The following is a 17,251-nucleotide window of genomic DNA, read 5'->3' on the forward strand; positions in this document are numbered from 1 at the left end:
AGTACCGTCTCGGTCCGGGCACCCTGCCCGGGGGAGAGCTTCGTGATGGACGACGACGACAACGACGCAGGCCGCCCGATCGGGGTCGGGGGTCGGGCGTCGGCGCCCCGCACCCACGACCCACTCGACCCGTCCGACGCCGTGCTGTGGGACATCGAGCAGGATCCCGTGCTGCGCTCGACGATCGTGGCGGTGAGCGAGCTCGAGACCGCCCCCGACTGGGACCGCCTGGTCGCCCGGATGGACCGGGTCAGCCGGCTCATCCCCCGCCTGCGGGAGCGGATCGTCGACGCACCGCTCGGGATCGGTCCGCCGCGTTGGGTCGTCGACGAGCACTTCGACCTCGCCTTCCATCTGCGCAGGGTCCGCTGCCCGGCACCGGGCGACCTGCGGGCCGTGCTCGACATGGCCCAGCCGGCGGCGATGGCCGGGTTCGACCGGTGCCGACCGCTCTGGGAGTTCACCCTGGTCGAAGGCCTCGCCGACGGTCGGGCGGCGCTGATCCAGAAGATCCACCACTCCCTCACCGACGGGATCGGCGGTGTCGAGCTGGCCCTGTTGATCCTCGACGACCGGGCCGACGTCGTCGAGGGCGAGCTGCCCGTCGCGCCGGTGCCGCAGTCGGCGTCGTCACCGCTCGAGCTGGCCCTCTACGCCACCGGCGAGCGCGCCGCGGCGGCCGCCGACCTGCTCAGGGCCCTCCCCGAGTTCGCCCGCACCACCGTGCCCCGTCTCGGCGAGCTGGCCCCCTCCATCGGTCGGCTGCTGCGCCCGGTCAGCGCCCCGTCCTCGCCCCTGATGCGCGGCCGGAGCCTGACCCGTCGCCTCCACGTGCTCCGCGTGCCCTTCACCGACCTGCGTGCTGCGGGACGTTCGGTGGGGGGGACGGCGAACGACGCCTACCTGTCGGCGGTGATCGGCGGGTTGGCCGCGTACCACGCTCACCATGCCGTGGCCGTCGATCGCCTCCGCGTCACGATGCCGGTGAGCGTGCGCAACGGCGCCGATCCGATCGCCGGCAACCGCTTCAGCCCTGCCCGCTTCGCCGTGCCGGCCGACATCGACGATCCGGCGGAACGGATGCGCGTCCTCGGCGACCGCGCCCGGGCGGGGCGGGCCGAGCCGGCCAACGACTACACCGACGCCCTCGCCGGCGCGCTGGGCGCCCTGCCCCGCACCGTCACGACCGCGGTCTTCGGTTCGATGCTGCGCAACATCGACCTCGTCTGCACCAACGTTCCCGGCATCCCCCAACGCTGCTGGTTGGCGGGCGCGGAGGTGCTGAGCTGGTACCCCTTCGCGCCGACCGGTGGCTCGGCGCTCTCCGTGGCGCTCATGTCGTGCCTCGACGACGCGTGCATCGGCGTGTGCACCGACTCGGCAGCCGTCCCCGATCCCGAGCTGCTCACCCGCTGCCTCGAGGACGAGTTCGCCGCCGTGCTGGCCCTCGCCTGACGGTCAGCCGGCGTACATCGCCTCGATCTCGTCGGCCCAGCGCGACGCCACCACCTGGCGCTTCACCTTCAGCGTCGGGGTCAGCTCGCCGCTGTCGATGGTGAGGTCGCGTGGCAGGACGTGCCACCGCTTGATGCCCTCGACACGGGCGTGCTCGGCGTTGACCCGCTCGACGCTCTCGGCGATCTCGGCGAGCACGGCCGGATCGGTGGCCATGGCCTCGGGGTCGACTGTGACCCCCTGGCGCCCGTGGTGGGCGGCCCACTCCCGGACCATCTCCGGGTCGAGGGTCAACAGCGCGGTGAGGTACGGGCGGCCGTCGCCGACGACCACCGCTTGGGAGACGAGCGGCTCGAACCGGAGCCGGGTCTCGATCTCCTGGGGCGAGATGTTCTTGCCGGAGGAGTTGATGATGAGGTCCTTCTTGCGGCCGGTGATGGTGAGGTAGCCGTCGTCGTCGAGCGCGCCGAGGTCGCCGGTGTGCATCCACCCGTCGGCGTCGAGCAGCTCGGCGGTGGCCGCCGGCTCGGCGTAGTAGCCCGGGCTCACGTTCGCGCCGCGGACCAGGATCTCGTCGTCGTCGGCGACGCGCACCTCCACCCCGGGCACCGCCGGTCCGACGGTGCCGACGCGGACCGCCCCGGGGGGGTTGAGGGTCGTCACCCCGCAGTCCTCGGTCTGGCCGTAGACCTCGGCCACCGTGAGCCCCATGCCGTCGAACCAGCGCAGCAGGTCGGGGTGCACGGGCGCTGCGCCGGAGACGAGGAAGCGGGCCTTGTCGAGCCCGAGCCCGGCCCGGACCGAACGGCCGACCACGGCGTCGAGCGCCGCGAAGCGGACGGTGCCCCACGTGTCGAGGGCGTCGCCGGAGCCGGTCACGCCGCCGCGACGCGCGGCGAGGTCGAGGTAGGCCTCGGCGAGCACTCGTTGCGGCCGCGGCGAGGTCTCCACCTTCTCGCGGATGCCCTCGCGGAACTTCTCCCAGACGCGGGGCACGGCGAAGAAGATCGTCGGCCGGGCGTCGAGCAGGTCCTCCGGCACGGACGCCAGGCTCTGCGCGAACCAGGTCTCCCCGCCCGACAGCACCTGCCCGAAGTGGCTCACCGTCCGCTCGGCGATGTGGGAGAGCGGCAGGAAGGACAGGAACCGGTCGTCCGGTCCGATCGGCACCACCGCGGTGACGTGCTCGATGTTGGCGGCGACGTTGCCGTGGGTGAGCATCGCCCCCTTCGGGCGCCCTGTCGTCCCCGACGTGTAGACGAGGGTGGCCAGGTCGTCGAGTCGCAGCGCGGCGGTGCGCTCCTCGACCACCGTCGGGTGGCGGCGCAGCTCGTCGTCACCCTCGTCGGCCAGCTCGTCGAGGTCTCCGACCAGCTCGTGGTCGAGTCCGGCCGGCCGGTCGATGACGATGATCCGCTCCAGGTCGGGCAGCTCGTCGCGCCGCAGCAGCACCTTGGCCAGCTGGTCGATGTCCTCGACGACGACCGCCCGGCACCCGGAGTGCGACAGCACGTAGGCCACCTGGCTCGAGGAGTTCGTCGGGTACACGGGGACGGTCACCGCGCCGGCGCTCAACACGGCCATGTCGCTCTGGTGCCACTCGGCGCGGTTCCCCGAGAGGATCCCGACCCGGTCGCCGGCGTCGAGCCCCAGGCCCACCAGGCCGGCGGCCATCCGCCGCACGGAGCGGGCGTAGTCCTCCCAGGTGAGCACCGACCAGCCCTCGGTACCCCGGGTCCGCAACGCCGGGCGGGGGCCGTAGCGGGCCGCATTGCTCCAGAAGACGTCGACGATCGTGGTGCCCCGCGGATGATCGGCCACGCTTCCGAACCTACCCATCGCGCCGCCGGCCGCGTAGGGCCGTTCGTCCCTCGTCGGCACCCCGGGCTACCGTCACCGACCGTGGCGAACCACAAGAAGACCGCCAAGCCCCGCAAGCCGCGTGCCCCTCTGCCGAAGGTGGGCACACCGGCCGACGACCACTACCGCCTCGAGCACAGCCGCCACGACGTGGTCGACTTCGGGCGAACCCGCCGTGGCGGGGTGATGTGGTTCGTGGGCCTCGCCGTCGTGGCGGTGCTGGTCCTCGGCGTGGTGGGACTCGCGCTGTTCACCTGACCGGGGACGGGATCAGACGGTGGTGCTGAGGCCGCCGTCGACCGGGATCACCGCGCCGGTCAGGTAGCGACCCGCGTGCGACGACAGGAAGATCGCCGTCCCTGCGACGTCGGACGGCTCGCCGATGCGTCCGAGCGGGACCGAGCGGCGGATCTCCTCGCCGAAGGCCTGGAGGGTGGCCGCCATCATCTTGGACTCGAAGGGCCCGGGGGCGATGGCGTTGACGGTGATCAGCTCGGGGGCCAGCCGGGCGGCGAGGACCCGGGTGAGGTGGTGCACGGCGGCCTTCGACGACGAGTACGAGTAGGTCTCGAGCAGCGGGACGTGCAGGCCGTCGACGGACCCGATGTTGATGACCCGGGACGGGTCCTCGGGCGTGGCGGCCGCGGCGAGGGCGTCGCGCAGGAACCGGGTGAGGTGGAAGACGCCCTTCACGTTCAGGTCGAGCACCCGGTCCCAGGCGGCGTCGTCGAAGTCGTCCATCGGCGCGCCCCAGGTGGCGCCGGCGTTGTTGACCAGGATGTCGAGTGAGCCGCCCTCGGCCTCGATCACCTGCGCGGCGAGGCGACGGCACTCGCTCTCCGTCGAGAGGTCGGCGGGCATCGACCGGCACTCCCCGATCGTCGAGAGCTCGGCGGCGACCGCGTCGCACACCTCGGCCTTGCGCGACGACACGGTGACCCGGACCCCGGCCTCCACGAAGCCCCGGGCGATCATGAGCCCGATGCCGCGGCTGCCGCCGGTGACGAGCGCCCGCTTGCCGGCGACGTCGAAGAGCCCGGCGGTCATCCCTGGTCCCCCGCCCGGTGGGCTTCGATCAGGAGGTGCTGGGAGAGGTCGCCGTAGAGGGCGGGCTTCATCACCCGTTCGGCGAAGCGCCACGTGCCGTCGACGCGGGCGAACCGGTCGGCGTAGTCGCCGGCGATGATGGGCTGGAGGGGGAGCGCGTCGGTCGCCTGGTAGACGGTGAAGCGCGACCGCACGTCGGCCGTGTCCCCGTCGACCTCGACGACGACGTTGGTGACCATGTGACGGGTCTTGGGCGTGCCGTCGTCGGGGTAGCGCCGGGTGGTGGCCGTGTAGAGCGCCGCCACCCCGTCGGCCCCGTGGGCGATCGTCGTCCCGTCGGGTCCGCAGATCCGGCCGTGGGCGAACAGCTCGCCCACGGCGCCGAAGTCGCCGGCGTCGATGGCCTCGGCGTAGCGGTGCAGCAGGGTCTCGATCTCGCTGCGGTCGTCGCTCATCGCCGGAGAGTACCTCTGGCGCCCTCCTCGCCGTGTCGCTGGCGCTTCCCCTCGCCGTGTCGCTGGCGCCCTCCTCGCGGGGCTCGTCGGGACGCGGTGCGGCTCGGTCGCTGGCGCTTCCCCTCGCCGTGTCGCTGGCGCCCTCGCGGTGTCGCTGGCTGCCGTGAGGCCGCGTCGGGGCCGGGAGCGGCGAGTGGGCCGAACGGACCGAATCCGGGTGAACGTATGGTCACGGAGCGTGGTCGTCGCGTAGGGTCGGCGGAGGCCGTCCGGCGTGGTCGTCGACGCGCCCGGTCCGGCGGTGCCGGGTCCCGGAGGTCCCAGATGGAGCACGAGCAGGGTCGGTTCGGACACGCCGGGGGTGGCTCCGCCCCCCTCGTCACCGCGCCCGCCCGGCCGTGGGACCCCGCGGCGTTCGACCTGCTCCCCGTCGGGGTCGCCCTGTGGGACGGCGACGCCCGCCTCGAGCACGCCAACCCGGTGCTGTGCGACCTCCTCGGCGCGCCCCTCGACCGCCTCCGGCGCACCGACCTCCTCGACCTCGTCCTGGCCGAGGACCGCTCCGCAGCCGCCGTGGCCGTGGCCGAGCTCCTCGCAGGGGAGCTCAACGCCACCCACTGCCGTCTCAGGGGCGCCGGGTTCGAGGACCACCGCCGTGTCGTGCCGTGGCCGTTGCGGATGGACCTCACCGTGTTCTACGGCGCCGACGGACGCCCCGCCGGCCTGCTCGGCCAGGTCTTCGACTTCACCGCCGCCCAGACCGGCCCGATGCTCCCGCTCGGGCTGGCCCAGGTCCTCGAGGACGGCGCCGACTTCCTGCTCGTCATCGAGGCCAACGGCCAGGTCTCCTACGGCAACCGCGCCGCCCGCGACGCGTTCGGCATCGGCGCGCACGCCCGGGTCCCGACGGCCCTCGTCGACCTCCTCGAACCGGACGGGTTGGCCGTCTTCCAGGACCAGATCGAGCCTGCCTTGCTGGCCGTGGGGGTCTGGCAGGGCGAGCTGTCGTTCCGCAACCGTGAGCTCCAGCCGGTGCCGGTCTCGGCGCGGTTCGTGGCCCACGGGGTCCAGCCCGAGGCCGACGCGGCCGGAGCGCTCGGCACGGTGTCGGTGTTCGCTCGCGACATCACCGAGCTCAAGCACGCCGAGCAGCGCCTCCGCCAGCTCGCCACCCACGACTACCTCACCGGGCTCCCCAACCGCCTCCTGCTCTACGACCGCCTGGAGCTGGCCCTCAACCGCTTCACGCGCTACGCCAGCCCGGTCGCCCTGCTCTTCTGCGATCTCGACGGCTTCAAGCCGGTGAACGACGAGTACGGCCACCAGGTCGGCGATGCCGTCCTCGTCCAGGTCGCCGACCGCATCCACTCCATCGTCCGTGACACCGACACCGCCGCCCGGGTGGGGGGCGACGAGTTCGCGCTCCTGATCGAGGGCGTGGACGACATCGGGCTGCTCACCGGCGTCGCCGACCGCCTCGTCGCCCGCGTGGCCGAGCCGATCGTCGTCGGGCGGGTGACGGCCCAGGTCGGGGTGTCGATCGGCCTGGTCGTGGCCTCCGAGCGGTGCCACCAGGTCGACACGCTCGTGGCCCTCGCCGACTCGGCGATGTACCAGGCCAAGGCCTCCGGTCGGGGGCGGTACGTGGTGATCACCGGCGACGACCTCTGACCGGCCGGTCGCCTCCGGCCGGGTCTGCTGGTCCGGCCTCCGGTGATCGGCGTCCGGTCGTCAGTGTCCGGGGTCGAGGACAGCCAGGGCGTCACGGTGGATCAGGCGCTTGTGGATGCCGACCGTCGCACGGTGCTTGCCGGACAGACTGCGAGCCAGCTCGATCGCCGTCGTCAGCACCTCGTCGGCCGGGACGGCCCGGTCGGCGAAGCCGGCCGCCACCGCGTCGGGACCCCCGTACCGGCGGGCTGTGACGAGGGCCTCGGTGAGGGTCCGGCGCGGGAGCCGGCTGAGCAGGAGCGACAGGATCCGGTCGTCGACGGGGAGGCCGAGGTCGACCTCCGGCATGCACCAGTAGCCCCGGTCGACCCGCATCACCGCGTGGTCGCAGACCGTGCACAGCATGGCCCCGGCCCCGAAGGCGTGGCCGTTGACGGCGGCGACGGTCGGGGCGTCGAAGCGCAGGATGCGGGCATAGGCCCGGAACATCTCGTCGAGGAACGGTCGGGCGGCGTCGGGGTTGGCCATCAGCCAGTCGAGGTCGAAGCCGTTGCTGAAGAACTTGCCCGTGCCCGTGACCACCAGCCCGCACGGGCCCTCCCGGGCCTCGGCCTCGTCGAGTGCGGCGTGCAGCGCGGAGATGCCGGGGCCGCTCCACCGGTTCTCGCCGTCGTCCATGGTCACCACGGCGATCTCGCCGTCCCAGGTCAGGTCGATCATGGCGCGATGGTGCCAGAGGGCCGGTCGGGCCGCCCGGGTGACGACCCCGTCAGCGGGTTAGCCTCGCCCCGTGGCTGACTACCGACCCCCTCTCCGCGACATCGACTTCGTGCTCGACCACCTCACCGACGTGGCCGGCCTGTGCGCCCTCCCGGCGTTCGAGCACCTCGACCCCGACACGATCAAGGGCGTCATCGAGGAGAACGGCCGCTTCACCGCGGAGGTCATCGCCCCGTTGAACCGGTCGGGCGACGTGGAGACCAGCCGCCACGACCCCGCCAGCGCCACCGTCACCACACCGGCGGGCTTCGTCGACGCCTACCACCGCTACGTGGCCGGCGGCTGGGGCGGGGTGCCGTTCCCCGAGGTCTACGGAGGGGGCGGGTTCCCGTGGCTCATCGGCATCGTCCTCCAGGAGTTCATCTCCTCGGCGAACATGGCCTTCTCGATGGCTCCGCTGCTCACCCAGGGCGCGATCGACCTGTTGATGCACCACGGCAGCGAGGCCCAGAAGGAGACCTACCTCACGAAGATGGTCACCGGTGAGTGGACCGGGACGATGAACCTCACCGAGCCCCAGGCCGGCTCCGACGTCGGGGCGGTGCGCACGAAGGCCGTGCCGGCGGGCGACGGGAGCTGGCGCATCAGCGGCACCAAGATCTACATCTCCTTCGGCGAGCACGACATGGCCGACAACATCGTGCACCTCGTCCTGGCCCGCACCCCCGACGCCCCGCCCGGCACGAAGGGCATCTCGTGCTTCATCGTCCCCAAGTACCTGGTGGGCGACGACGGCACCCTCGGGGAGCGCAACGACGTCACCTGCGTCTCCATCGAGCACAAGATGGGCATCAAGGCCAGCCCCACCTGCGTCATGAGCTACGGGGAGGGCGACGGTGCGGTGGGGTACCTCATCGGTGAGGAGAACCAGGGCATGCGCTACATGTTCACGATGATGAACAATGCCCGGCTCTCCGTGGGCCTCGAAGGCCTCGCCCTCGCCGAGCGGGCCTACCAGGACGCGCTGCAGTACGCCCAGGAGCGCCGCCAGGGGCGGGCCCCCGGCGCGCCTCCGGGGGAGACGTCGCTCATCGTCGACCTCCCCGACGTGCGCCGCATGCTGCTCACCATGAAGTCGCTCATCGACGCCATGCGGGCCATCGTCTACACGAACGCCGAGGCCATCGACCTCGCCGCCCACCACACCGACGAGGAGGTGCGTCGGCGCAACGCCGAGCTCGTCGAGCTGTTGATCCCGGTCTCGAAGGGCTTCGGCACGGACATGGGCATCGAGGTCACCTCGCTCGCTATCCAGGTGTACGGCGGCATGGGCTACATCGAGGAGTCGGGCGTCCCGCAGCACTACCGCGACGCCCGGATCACGACGATCTACGAGGGCACGAACGGCATCCAGGCCATGGACCTCGTCGGGCGCAAGCTGCCCATGCGGGGCGGAGGGGTCATGGCCGACTTCCTCGCCGCCGTCGAGGCCGTCGAGGACCGTCTTGCCGAGGCCGGCGAGGAGCTCGCCCCGGTGGCCGCCCGGCTCGAGGAGGCCCGGACCGTCGTGTCCGAGACCGTTGCCTGGCTCATGGAGCACGGCGTGGCCGACGTCCGCGACGCCCTGGCCGGCGCCACGCCGTTCCTGCGCATGTTCGGGCTCCTCGTCGGCGGTCGCTACCTCGCCGAGGCGGCCCTGGCCGCCGCCGGGGCGCTCGGCACGGGCGGTGACGACGAGCACCTCCGGGCCCGCATCACGGTCGCACGGTTCTACGCCGAGAACCTCCTGCCGGCGGTCACCGGGCTGGCCCCGGCCGTCACCGCCGGGCACGCCGACCTCTACGCGGTGGGTCCCGAGGCCCTGGCCGGCTGATCCGTCCCGTGTCCGGCGTCCTCACCTCCGTCCTCACGGGGTCGATCCCCAGCCCGAGCAGCGGCACCGTGGGCCCGCTGCACATGTACGGGCTGATGATCGCCCTCGGCGTGCTCGCCGCCGTCGAGGTGGCGCGCCTCCGCTGGCGCGACCGCGGTGGCAACCCCGACGACGTCTATGCGATCGCCCTGTGGGCCGTGCCCGCCGGCCTCATCGGGGCGCGTCTCTATCACCTGGCCACCGACTGGCGCAGCTACGAGGGCCGCTGGGGCGACGCGGTGAAGATCTGGGAGGGCGGCCTCGGGATCCCCGGTGGGGTGGCGCTCGGAGTGGCCGTCGGGGTGTGGGTCGCCCACCGGCGGGGCATGCGCATCTCCGTCGGACTCGACGCCATCATCCCGGGCATCCCGCTCGCGCAGGCCATCGGGCGCCTCGGCAACTGGTGGAACCAGGAGCTGTTCGGGCGCCCCACCGATCTGCCGTGGGCGGTCGAGATCTCCCCGGCGAAGGCCGCGGCCGCCGGGTACCCGGGGGTGGCGACGTTCCATCCGACGTTCGCCTACGAGATGCTCTGGAACCTCGGCCTGTTCGCCGTGCTCGTGCTCGTCGACCGACGGCGCTCGCTGCGCCCGGGCACGCTGCTGCCGCTCTACGTCGGCGGCTACTTCCTCGGCCGCCTCTGGATCGAGGCGCTGCGGGTCGACACCGCCAGCACCGTCCTCGGTCTGCGCATCAACATCTGGCTGTCGATCATCGGGATCGTCGGGGCCCTGGTGGTGGTGCTCGTCCGTGGTCTGAAGCTGCGCGCCGACGACGAGGTGGGACCGTACCGCGACGGGCACCGGTGGGAGCCGCCGTCCGACGGCGCCGGCCCGGCGGACGACGAGGCCGAGGTCCCCGTCGGCGCCGCCGGTGAGTCGGACGCCGAGGACGGGCTCAGCGAGGAGCCAGGGGAGCCCAGACCGCCGGGCTGAAGTCCCACGGGAGCTCGGGGTCGAGCCCGTCGGCCAGCCGGTCGAGGTGGCTCGTTCCCCGCACGGCTCGCTCGAGGCGGTTCACGGCGTGGTGCGGCGAGAGGCTCTTCGCGGCCGCCTGGGGTGGGAACGCCACGATCTGGCGCACGTCGAAGGCGATGCAGAACAGCCGCATCCGATCGAGCTGGCGGGGGTGGGCGAAGAGCTCGGGGTAGTCCTCGGCCAGCCAGTAGGGGACCGGGGCGTAGTCCGACGAGAGTGTCTCGGCCTCGTAGTCCTCGGCCACGTGCAGGAAGGGGTAGGCACAGAATCGCAGGAGCACGTCGAGGTCGAGGTCGGCGGGACCGCCCCGGGCCCACTCGAAGTCGAGCAGCGCGGAGATGGCGGTCCCGTCCCAGAGGACGTTCTCGAAGGTCACGTCGCCGTGCACGAGGTGGCCGGTGTCGAAGGGCTCGAGGCACGCGGCCGTGTCCCGCACGATCGTCAGCGCCTCCTCGACGAGGTCGGTCTCGACGAACGGGACGCCGCGGAGGCCCTCGAGGGCGTCGAGGAGGGGCCGGGTGACCCCGAACTCGTGGTCGGCGAGCAGCTGCGGAGCGGCGTCGATCGCCGGCAGGTCGACAGGGCGCTCGACGGCGTGGAGGTTGCGCAGGATCGTGGCCAGCTGTCGGGTGGCGCTGCGACGTTCGCCGGTCGACATCGACGGCCAGCAGCGGGCCAGCACCTCGCCGGGCCGGCGGCGCACGATGAGCCAGTCGGCGCCGAGCTGGCCCCCGTAGCCGACCACCTCCGGGTAGTGGACGGCCGGTGGCAGCAGCGGGCCGAGGAACGCTTCGCGACGGAGCCGCTGGTTGGGCTTGCGGTTCACGCGGATGGCGTAGTCGTCGGTGAGCCAGACCTCGTTGGTGACGCTGCTGGCCCTCGTGAGGGGGATTGCGTAGTCGAGACCGGCGTCGGCGAGCGCCTTGCGGGCCCGGGCCTCCGCGAAGTCGCTCATCGTCCCCCCGCGACGGATCCCCGCAGAGCGGTGGTGGCGGCGGTCGTCGGGCACATGGTCCCGTCCCATGTCGGCAGCCACCATGCCGGTCTTGACCGGTCGGACCCCGAATTCGCGCCGTGTCCGGGGAATGGGCACCCCGGCCCGGACGTTGACGGGTCGGAGCCGGCACCGTGCCGGTCCCCGCGCAAGGAGGCACCTCGTGTCGCTCTACGACCAGGCCATCAACAACCTCGACGGCACCCCTGCCGACCTGTCGGCACTCTCGGACAAGGCCGTGCTCGTCGTCAACGTGGCCTCGAAGTGCGGCCTCACGCCTCAATACGAGGGCCTCGAGCGCCTCCAGAAGACCTACGGCGACCGCGGGTTCACCGTGCTCGGCGTCCCGTGCAACCAGTTCCTGGGCCAGGAGCCCGGCACCGCCGAGGAGATCCAGACCTTCTGCTCGACCACCTACGGCGTCACCTTCCCGCTGACCGAGAAGGTCGACGTCAACGGCGATGACCGCCACCCGCTCTACGCCGAGCTCACCGCCGTGCCCGACGCGGCCGGTGAGGCCGGGGACATCCAGTGGAACTTCGAGAAGTTCCTCGTGGCCCCCGGGGGCGCCTCCATCACCCGCTTCCGCCCGGCCGTCGAGCCGGAGGCCCCCGAGGTCGTGGCCGCCATCGAGGGCGTCCTGGCCTGAGCCGTCGACGGGGCGCGGCGCCGGCATGAACGGTGCTGCCGCCCCGGCCCGGTAGCCTGAGCGGGACTCGTGGTGGCCGACCGGCCGCCCGGCGGCGCCGACAGCGTCGCTCCCCCCGTGTCGACACCCGCCGTCGGTGGGCAGTGCGTCGGCACCCAGACCCTCCGAGGCCCGCACGATCATGACCACGTTCTCCGACCTGGGCGTCTCGCCCGACTATGCCGCCGCGCTCGCCGAGCGCGGCATCGCATCCCCGTTCCCGATCCAGGAGCTCACCATCCCCGACGCCCTCGCCGGGCGCGACGTGTGCGGCAAGGCGAAGACCGGCTCCGGGAAGACCCTGGCCTTCGGGCTCCCCGTCCTCGAACGGGTGAAAGCCGCCGAGCCCCGCCGCCCGCGGGCCCTCATCCTGGTCCCCACCCGTGAGCTGGCCGTCCAGGTGTGCGACGAGCTCGTCGCCATCGGCGCCACCCGCGACGTCACGGTGGGCGCCGTCTACGGCGGGGCCAGCATGGAGAACCAGATCAAGAAGCTGAACAAGGGCGTCGAGGTGGTCGTCGCCACGCCCGGTCGGATGATCGACCTGATCGACCGCAAGGAGGTCTTCCTCGACGATGTGGCCCAGGTCGTCCTCGACGAGGCCGACCGGATGGCCGACATGGGGTTCCTGCCCCAGGTGGAGTGGATCCTGCGCCACATCCCCGGCCAGCACCAGACCCTGCTCTTCTCGGCCACCCTCGACGGCGTGGTGGACACCCTGATCAAGCGCTACCAGACCGATCCGGCCATGCACGAGGTCGCCTCGTCGCAGGTCACCGTCGAGGAGATGCACCACCGGTTCCTGCACGTCCACGAGATGGACCGCGTCAAGGTCGCGGCGGCCATCGTGCGCAACTCGCACCGCACCATCGTCTTCGTGCGCACCAAGCGGGCCGCCGACCGGGTCGCCTCGGACCTGCGGCGCGAGGGGGTCGAGGCGGCCTCCATCCACGGCGACCTCCGCCAGAGCCATCGCGAGAAGGCCCTCGCCGACTTCTCGGCCGACAAGCTCCACGTGCTGGTGGCCACCGACGTCGCCGCCCGGGGCATCCACGTCGACGACGTCGACGTGGTCATCCACTTCGACCCGCCCGAGGACGCGAAGGCGTACCTGCACCGCTCGGGGCGCACCGCCCGCGCCGGTGAGTCCGGCGTGGTCGTCACCCTCGTGCTGTGGAACGAGGAGCTCGAGATCAAGCGGCTCCAGAAGCGGCTGAAGCTCGAGCAGCCCATCGTCGAGGTCTTCTCGAACGACCCCCGCCTCGCCGACCTGGTGGCCTGGGACCCGTCGACCGACCCGGTGGGCGGCTGAAGCTGCGCGCGGCTCCGCCGTCGGCCGTTGCGGCGGCTGCACGGGCGGCCGGTCTCGACCCCGAGGCCACGCTGCGGGCGGTGGTCGCCGAGGCCGCCGACGAGCTCGGCGTCCACCCGACCCGCCTGGGGCCGCTGGGGAGCGGGTCGGCGGGCGCCGACCGGCGTCGCCTCCAGGAGGCGTTGGCCGAGGGGGAGGCCGGTCCGGTGGTGGCGCGGCGCGCCGCCGGGCGTGACGGGGGGGTCGCCGACCTCCCCGACCGGCTGGGCGCCGTGCACCAGGTGCTCGTGGCCGACGGGGAGCGTCGTGCGCGGGGCGTGCACTACACCCCGGGTCGGGCCGCCGACGAGATCGTGGCGCTGGCCCTCGCCCGGTGGTTCGAGTCGGACGCCGCGGTCCTGCCGGAGGTGTGCGACCCGTCCTGCGGGGGCGGCGCGTTCTTGTTGGCCGCGGCGCGCGCCCTGGTGGGTCGGGGCCATCCCGTCGAGGCGGTCGTGCCGCGCCTCCACGGCATCGAGGTGGACCCCCTCGCCGCGCTGGTCGCGGTGGCCGCGGTCGGCGCGTGGGTGGCGACCGTTCGCCCCGGGGGCGCCGAGGTCGGCCTGCCCGACGTGTGCACCGGCGATGCCCTGGGCGACGACCCGTGGGCTCGTCTCGGCCGGCGGCCCGATGTCGTCGTCGGCAACCCGCCCTTCGGGGGCCAGCTGACGCGGCGCACCGCACGTCGCGGTGACGAGGTCGTCGACGCGGGCCGCCGCCTGGGCCGCCCGGCCGGCTACGCCGACACCGCCGCGCTGTTCCTGGCCCGAGCCCTCGACGAGGTCGCCACCCCCGGGGTCGTCGCCCTCCTGCAGCCCCTCTCCCTGCTGGCCACCCGCGACGCCGGGGTGGTGCGCGACCGGGTCGGGGTCGGGCGACTCCGCGACCTGTGGGTCCCGTCCGGGCGCCTCTTCGACGCCGCGGTGGCGGTGTGCGCCCCGATCGTGACCACGACGGACCGGCCGCCAGGGGCCCACGACGGCCCCGACGCCTCCGGCGCGGTCGCCGTCGTGGGCGACGGTCGCCGTTCCCTGGCCGTGCCCCGACACCGCCTCGCCGGTCGATCCACCTGGTCGCCGCTCTGGGCCGCCGTCGCCGGCGTACCCGAGGTCGATCTGGACCCCGCGGTGACGGTGGGCGACTGGTGTCGCGCCACCGCCGGGTTCCGCGACGAGTTCTACGCAGTGGCGGCCCTGGTCGCCGAGGACCCGGCCCCGGACCTCATCGGCCCGCCGTCGCCCGGCCGTTCACGGGTGCTCACCGCCGGGCTCGTCGACCCGGGAGCCACCGGCTGGGGCCGTCGTCCCGCCCGTCTGGGCGGTCGTCGCTTCGCGGCGCCCGTCCTCGACGTGGCCGCGGCGGCGGCGTCGCCCGAGCGCCGCCTCGCCGCCGCCGTCGCCGCCCGGTGCGCACCGAAGGTGGTGGTGGCCACCCAGACCCGTGTGGTGGAGGCGGTCGTCGACGACGACGGGCGCTACTGGCCGTCCGTCCCGCTCGTGAGCATCACCCTGCGGATCGGTCGCGACGACGCGCACCACCGATGGTCGGTGGCCGCCGCGTTGATGGCGCCCCCGGTCACCGCGTGGGTGCTCCACGAGGTCGGCGGCGCGGCCCGGTCACCCGGCGCGGTGAAGGTGAGCGCCCGCCAGGTGCTCACCGTCCCGCTGCCCGTCGACCACGGGGCGTGGCGCGAGGGCACCAACCTCCTGCGCCGCGCCGAGCCCTCGCCGCCGGCCCGTCGGGCGGCGTTGGTCGAGGCCGCGGGGGCGCTGACGGCCGCCTACGGGGTCACCGGACGCGACGCCGCGCAACTGATCGACTGGTGGGGCTCCCGCCTCGTGGGTCGAGGTGGCACTGCCGACGGCGGACGGTAGTTTTCCCGTTCGTGTTCCTGGCCGGCCGAGAGATCAGACGGGCGAAGCTCCGGTTCGGTCTCCTCGCCGGGGCCGTCGGGCTCCTCGTGTTCCTCATCATGTTCCAGCAGGCCCTGCTCGGCTCGCTGCTGAAGAGCTTCACGGGGGCCATCGAGAACCAGTCGGCCACCGTGCTCGTCTACAACGCCGAGGCCCGCAAGAACGTGGCCGGCAGCGTGATCCCGCCGCCGGTGCAGCAACAGGTCGAGGCCGTCGACGGCGTCGGGGCGTCCGCGCCCCTCGGCGAGGCCACGCTCACCCTCGAGGCGGGCGGCGAGCTCACCGACGCGTCGGTGTTCGGCTTCACCCCCGGAGGGCCCGGCGACCCCACGAGGCTGGTCGAGGGACGGCTGCCCGAGACCGCCACCGAGGCCGCGGCCAGCGGTGAGGACGCCGACGCCGGCTTCGGGCTCGGCGACACCGTCACGAGCGTCAACGGCGACGTCCGCCTGACCATCGTGGGCCTCACCGAGGAGAGCCGGTTCTCGGTCGCACCGACGATCTGGGTCACCTTCGACGGCTACACGGCGCTGCGCAAGGCCGCCAACCCCGACGCCCCGGCGGTGCTGCCGTCGCTCATCGCCATCACACCGGCCGACGGGGTCACCCCCGACGAGCTCGCCGCCCGGATCGGCGCCCAGGTGGAGGGCGTCGACGCCCTCACCCGCACGCAGGCCGTCGCCGAGGCTCCCGGCGTGGCCGAGGTGAACCAGTCCTTCCAGCTCATCCTCGGCCTCGCCTTCGTGGTCGTCGCCGTCGTGATCGGCTTCTTCTTCCTCATCCTCACCGTCCAGAAGCTCGCTTCGCTGACGCTGCTCCGCGCCGTCGGGGCGTCCACCGGCTACCTGGTGCGGTCGCTCCTCGTGCAGATCGCCTTCGTCGTGGTCGGCGGCCTCGTCGTGGGCGTCGTGCTGACCGTGCTCGCCGTACAGGGTGCGTCGGCGGGCCTGCCGATCGCCATCTCCCCGACCACGCTCGCCGCCAGCGCGCTGGGTGTGATCGTGCTGGCGCTGCTCGGGTCCACCATCACGCTGCTACGGGTGCGGCGGATCGACCCTGCGTCGGTGGTCAGCCGACCGAGCCTCGGGGGGCTGGCGTGAAGCTCGGACTCGTCGAGCTCCTCCGCAAGCCGCTGCGCTTCGGCGTGGCCGGTTCCGCCCTCGTCCTGCTCACCGTCCTGCTCCTCTTCCTCGGGGGGCTGCTCGACGGGCTCTACCTCAGCTCCACCGGGGTGCTGCGGGCCCAACCCGCGGAGCTCGTGGTGTTCTCCGCCGACGCCCGCGAGTCGCTCATCCGGTCGCGCATCGACCCCGACGTCCGGGCCCGGGTCGAGGCGGTGCCGGGCGTCGAGCAGGCCGCCGGCCTCGGCATCGCCCTGGTCGGGGGACGTGTGCCCGGCGAGGACGACATCGCCAACCTCGCCGTCGTCGGCTTCGAGCAACCGGTTCGATCGATGCCCGACACCGTCGACCTCGCCGCCGACGAGGCTCTCGCCGATCGCAGCCTGCAGGACGCCGGGGTGGCCCTCGGCGACGCCGTCGAGGTGGGCACGGCCCGCACGCCCATCACCGTGGTGGGGTGGGTGGAGGACACCGACTTCCTCCAGCAGAGCGGGTTCTGGGTGCGTCCCGACACGTGGCGCACCATCCTCGCCGACTCCCGGCCCGACGCCACGCTGCCGGCCGGCACGTTCCAGGCGCTCGTGGTGAGCACCGCTCCCGGTGCGAACGTTGCCCAGGTGGCGGCCGACATCGACGCCGCCACCGGCGGGGAGACCACCACGCTCACTCGCGAGGAGGCGGTGCTGTCGCTGCCCGGCATCCGCGAGCAGAACTCCACCTTCTCCTCCATCATCTACGTGACCCTCTTCGTGGCCGGCCTGGTCGTCGCGCTCTTCTTCGCACTGCTCACCCTGGAGCGAACGGGCCTCTACGCCGTGCTGAAGGCGATCGGGGCGTCGACCCGGCAGATCTTCGCCGGCGTGGTCGCCCAGGCGGTGGTCGTCGCGGCGGCGTCGTTCCTCCTCGGCGCGCTGATCATCCTCGGGGTGGCTGCCGTCCTGCCCACCGGCATCCCCCTCGCCGTCGAACCCGCCCGGATCGTCCAGATCGGCGTGGGTCTCGTCGTCATGTCCGTCCTCGGTGCCGCCATCTCGCTGCGCCGCGTCGTCCGGGTCGACCCTGCGTCGGCCATCGGCTAGCCCAAGGA

The 17,251-nt window shown here is 73.1% G+C and carries 15 protein-coding genes; 10 read left to right on the plus strand and 5 right to left on the minus strand.

What is annotated here, in order from left to right; genetic code table 11:
- Positions 1–45: 45 nt before the first annotated feature.
- Positions 46–1,455, plus strand: coding sequence for a WS/DGAT domain-containing protein (locus MUE36_04480; GenBank protein MCU0310185.1), 1,410 nt, complete (start codon positions 46–48; stop codon positions 1,453–1,455).
- Positions 1,456–1,458: 3 nt separating this feature from the next.
- Here MUE36_04480 and MUE36_04485 read toward each other — a convergent pair whose 3' ends face one another.
- Positions 1,459–3,276, minus strand: coding sequence for a long-chain fatty acid--CoA ligase (locus tag MUE36_04485; GenBank protein ID MCU0310186.1), 1,818 nt, complete (start codon positions 3,274–3,276; stop codon positions 1,459–1,461).
- A gap of 81 nt (positions 3,277–3,357) precedes the next feature.
- Between MUE36_04485 and MUE36_04490 the strand changes: the two genes are divergently transcribed.
- On the plus strand, positions 3,358–3,573 hold the full coding sequence (locus MUE36_04490; GenBank protein MCU0310187.1) for a hypothetical protein: 216 nt from the start codon (positions 3,358–3,360) through the stop codon (positions 3,571–3,573).
- Positions 3,574–3,585: 12 nt separating this feature from the next.
- On the opposite strand, the gene MUE36_04495 is transcribed toward MUE36_04490, so the two are convergent.
- Positions 3,586–4,362: an SDR family oxidoreductase gene (locus tag MUE36_04495; GenBank protein MCU0310188.1), complete on the minus strand. Its 777-nt coding sequence runs from the start codon at positions 4,360–4,362 to the stop codon at positions 3,586–3,588.
- On the minus strand, positions 4,359–4,817 hold the full coding sequence (locus MUE36_04500) for a nuclear transport factor 2 family protein (protein ID MCU0310189.1): 459 nt from the start codon (positions 4,815–4,817) through the stop codon (positions 4,359–4,361). Before MUE36_04500 ends, MUE36_04495 begins: the two co-directional genes overlap by 4 nt.
- Positions 4,818–5,141: 324 nt before the next feature.
- Between MUE36_04500 and MUE36_04505 the strand changes: the two genes are divergently transcribed.
- Positions 5,142–6,488 carry a sensor domain-containing diguanylate cyclase gene (locus tag MUE36_04505; protein ID MCU0310190.1) on the plus strand — a complete coding sequence of 449 codons (1,347 nt, stop codon included), beginning with the start codon at positions 5,142–5,144 and terminating at the stop codon, positions 6,486–6,488.
- A gap of 60 nt (positions 6,489–6,548) precedes the next feature.
- On the opposite strand, the gene MUE36_04510 is transcribed toward MUE36_04505, so the two are convergent.
- Positions 6,549–7,208 (minus strand): enoyl-CoA hydratase/isomerase family protein, encoded by a 660-nt coding sequence (locus MUE36_04510; protein ID MCU0310191.1) that lies wholly within the window; start codon positions 7,206–7,208, stop codon positions 6,549–6,551.
- A gap of 70 nt (positions 7,209–7,278) precedes the next feature.
- Here MUE36_04510 and MUE36_04515 point away from each other — a divergent pair, with 70 nt between their 5' ends.
- Positions 7,279–9,081: an acyl-CoA dehydrogenase gene (locus tag MUE36_04515; protein ID MCU0310192.1), complete on the plus strand. Its 1,803-nt coding sequence runs from the start codon at positions 7,279–7,281 to the stop codon at positions 9,079–9,081.
- An 8-nt stretch (positions 9,082–9,089) separates the two neighbouring features.
- Complete coding sequence (gene lgt, locus MUE36_04520) at positions 9,090–10,055, plus strand: prolipoprotein diacylglyceryl transferase (protein MCU0310193.1); 966 nt, start codon at positions 9,090–9,092, stop codon at positions 10,053–10,055.
- Here lgt and MUE36_04525 read toward each other — a convergent pair.
- A complete protein-coding gene (locus tag MUE36_04525) occupies positions 10,018–11,052 on the minus strand; it encodes an aminoglycoside phosphotransferase family protein (protein ID MCU0310194.1) in 1,035 nt (344 codons plus the stop codon). The two genes, lgt and MUE36_04525, sit on opposite strands and share 38 nt — an antisense overlap.
- Before the next feature lie 130 nt (positions 11,053–11,182).
- On the opposite strand from MUE36_04525, the gene MUE36_04530 reads away from it, so the two are divergent.
- The 5 genes from MUE36_04530 to MUE36_04550 all read left to right on the plus strand — a co-directional run bounded on the left by MUE36_04530 (position 11,183) and on the right by MUE36_04550 (position 17,243).
- Positions 11,183–11,740 (plus strand): glutathione peroxidase, encoded by a 558-nt coding sequence (locus tag MUE36_04530; protein ID MCU0310195.1) that lies wholly within the window; start codon positions 11,183–11,185, stop codon positions 11,738–11,740.
- 181 nt (positions 11,741–11,921) lie between these two features.
- Positions 11,922–13,091: a DEAD/DEAH box helicase gene (locus MUE36_04535; GenBank protein ID MCU0310196.1), complete on the plus strand. Its 1,170-nt coding sequence runs from the start codon at positions 11,922–11,924 to the stop codon at positions 13,089–13,091.
- Positions 13,092–13,171: 80 nt separating this feature from the next.
- The gene (locus MUE36_04540) at positions 13,172–15,004 is read left to right on the plus strand and encodes an N-6 DNA methylase (GenBank protein ID MCU0310197.1); all 1,833 of its coding nucleotides are present in this window, start codon (positions 13,172–13,174) and stop codon (positions 15,002–15,004) included.
- A gap of 11 nt (positions 15,005–15,015) precedes the next feature.
- On the plus strand, positions 15,016–16,143 hold the full coding sequence (locus MUE36_04545; GenBank protein MCU0310198.1) for an ABC transporter permease: 1,128 nt from the start codon (positions 15,016–15,018) through the stop codon (positions 16,141–16,143).
- Positions 16,140–17,243 (plus strand): ABC transporter permease, encoded by a 1,104-nt coding sequence (locus MUE36_04550; GenBank protein ID MCU0310199.1) that lies wholly within the window; start codon positions 16,140–16,142, stop codon positions 17,241–17,243. The genes MUE36_04545 and MUE36_04550 overlap by 4 nt, the downstream gene beginning before the upstream one ends.
- Positions 17,244–17,251: the final 8 nt, after the last annotated feature.

The organism is Acidimicrobiales bacterium, assembly GCA_025455885.1.
In the GTDB taxonomy this organism is placed as follows: domain Bacteria; phylum Actinomycetota; class Acidimicrobiia; order Acidimicrobiales; family Acidimicrobilacustridaceae; genus Rhabdothermincola_A.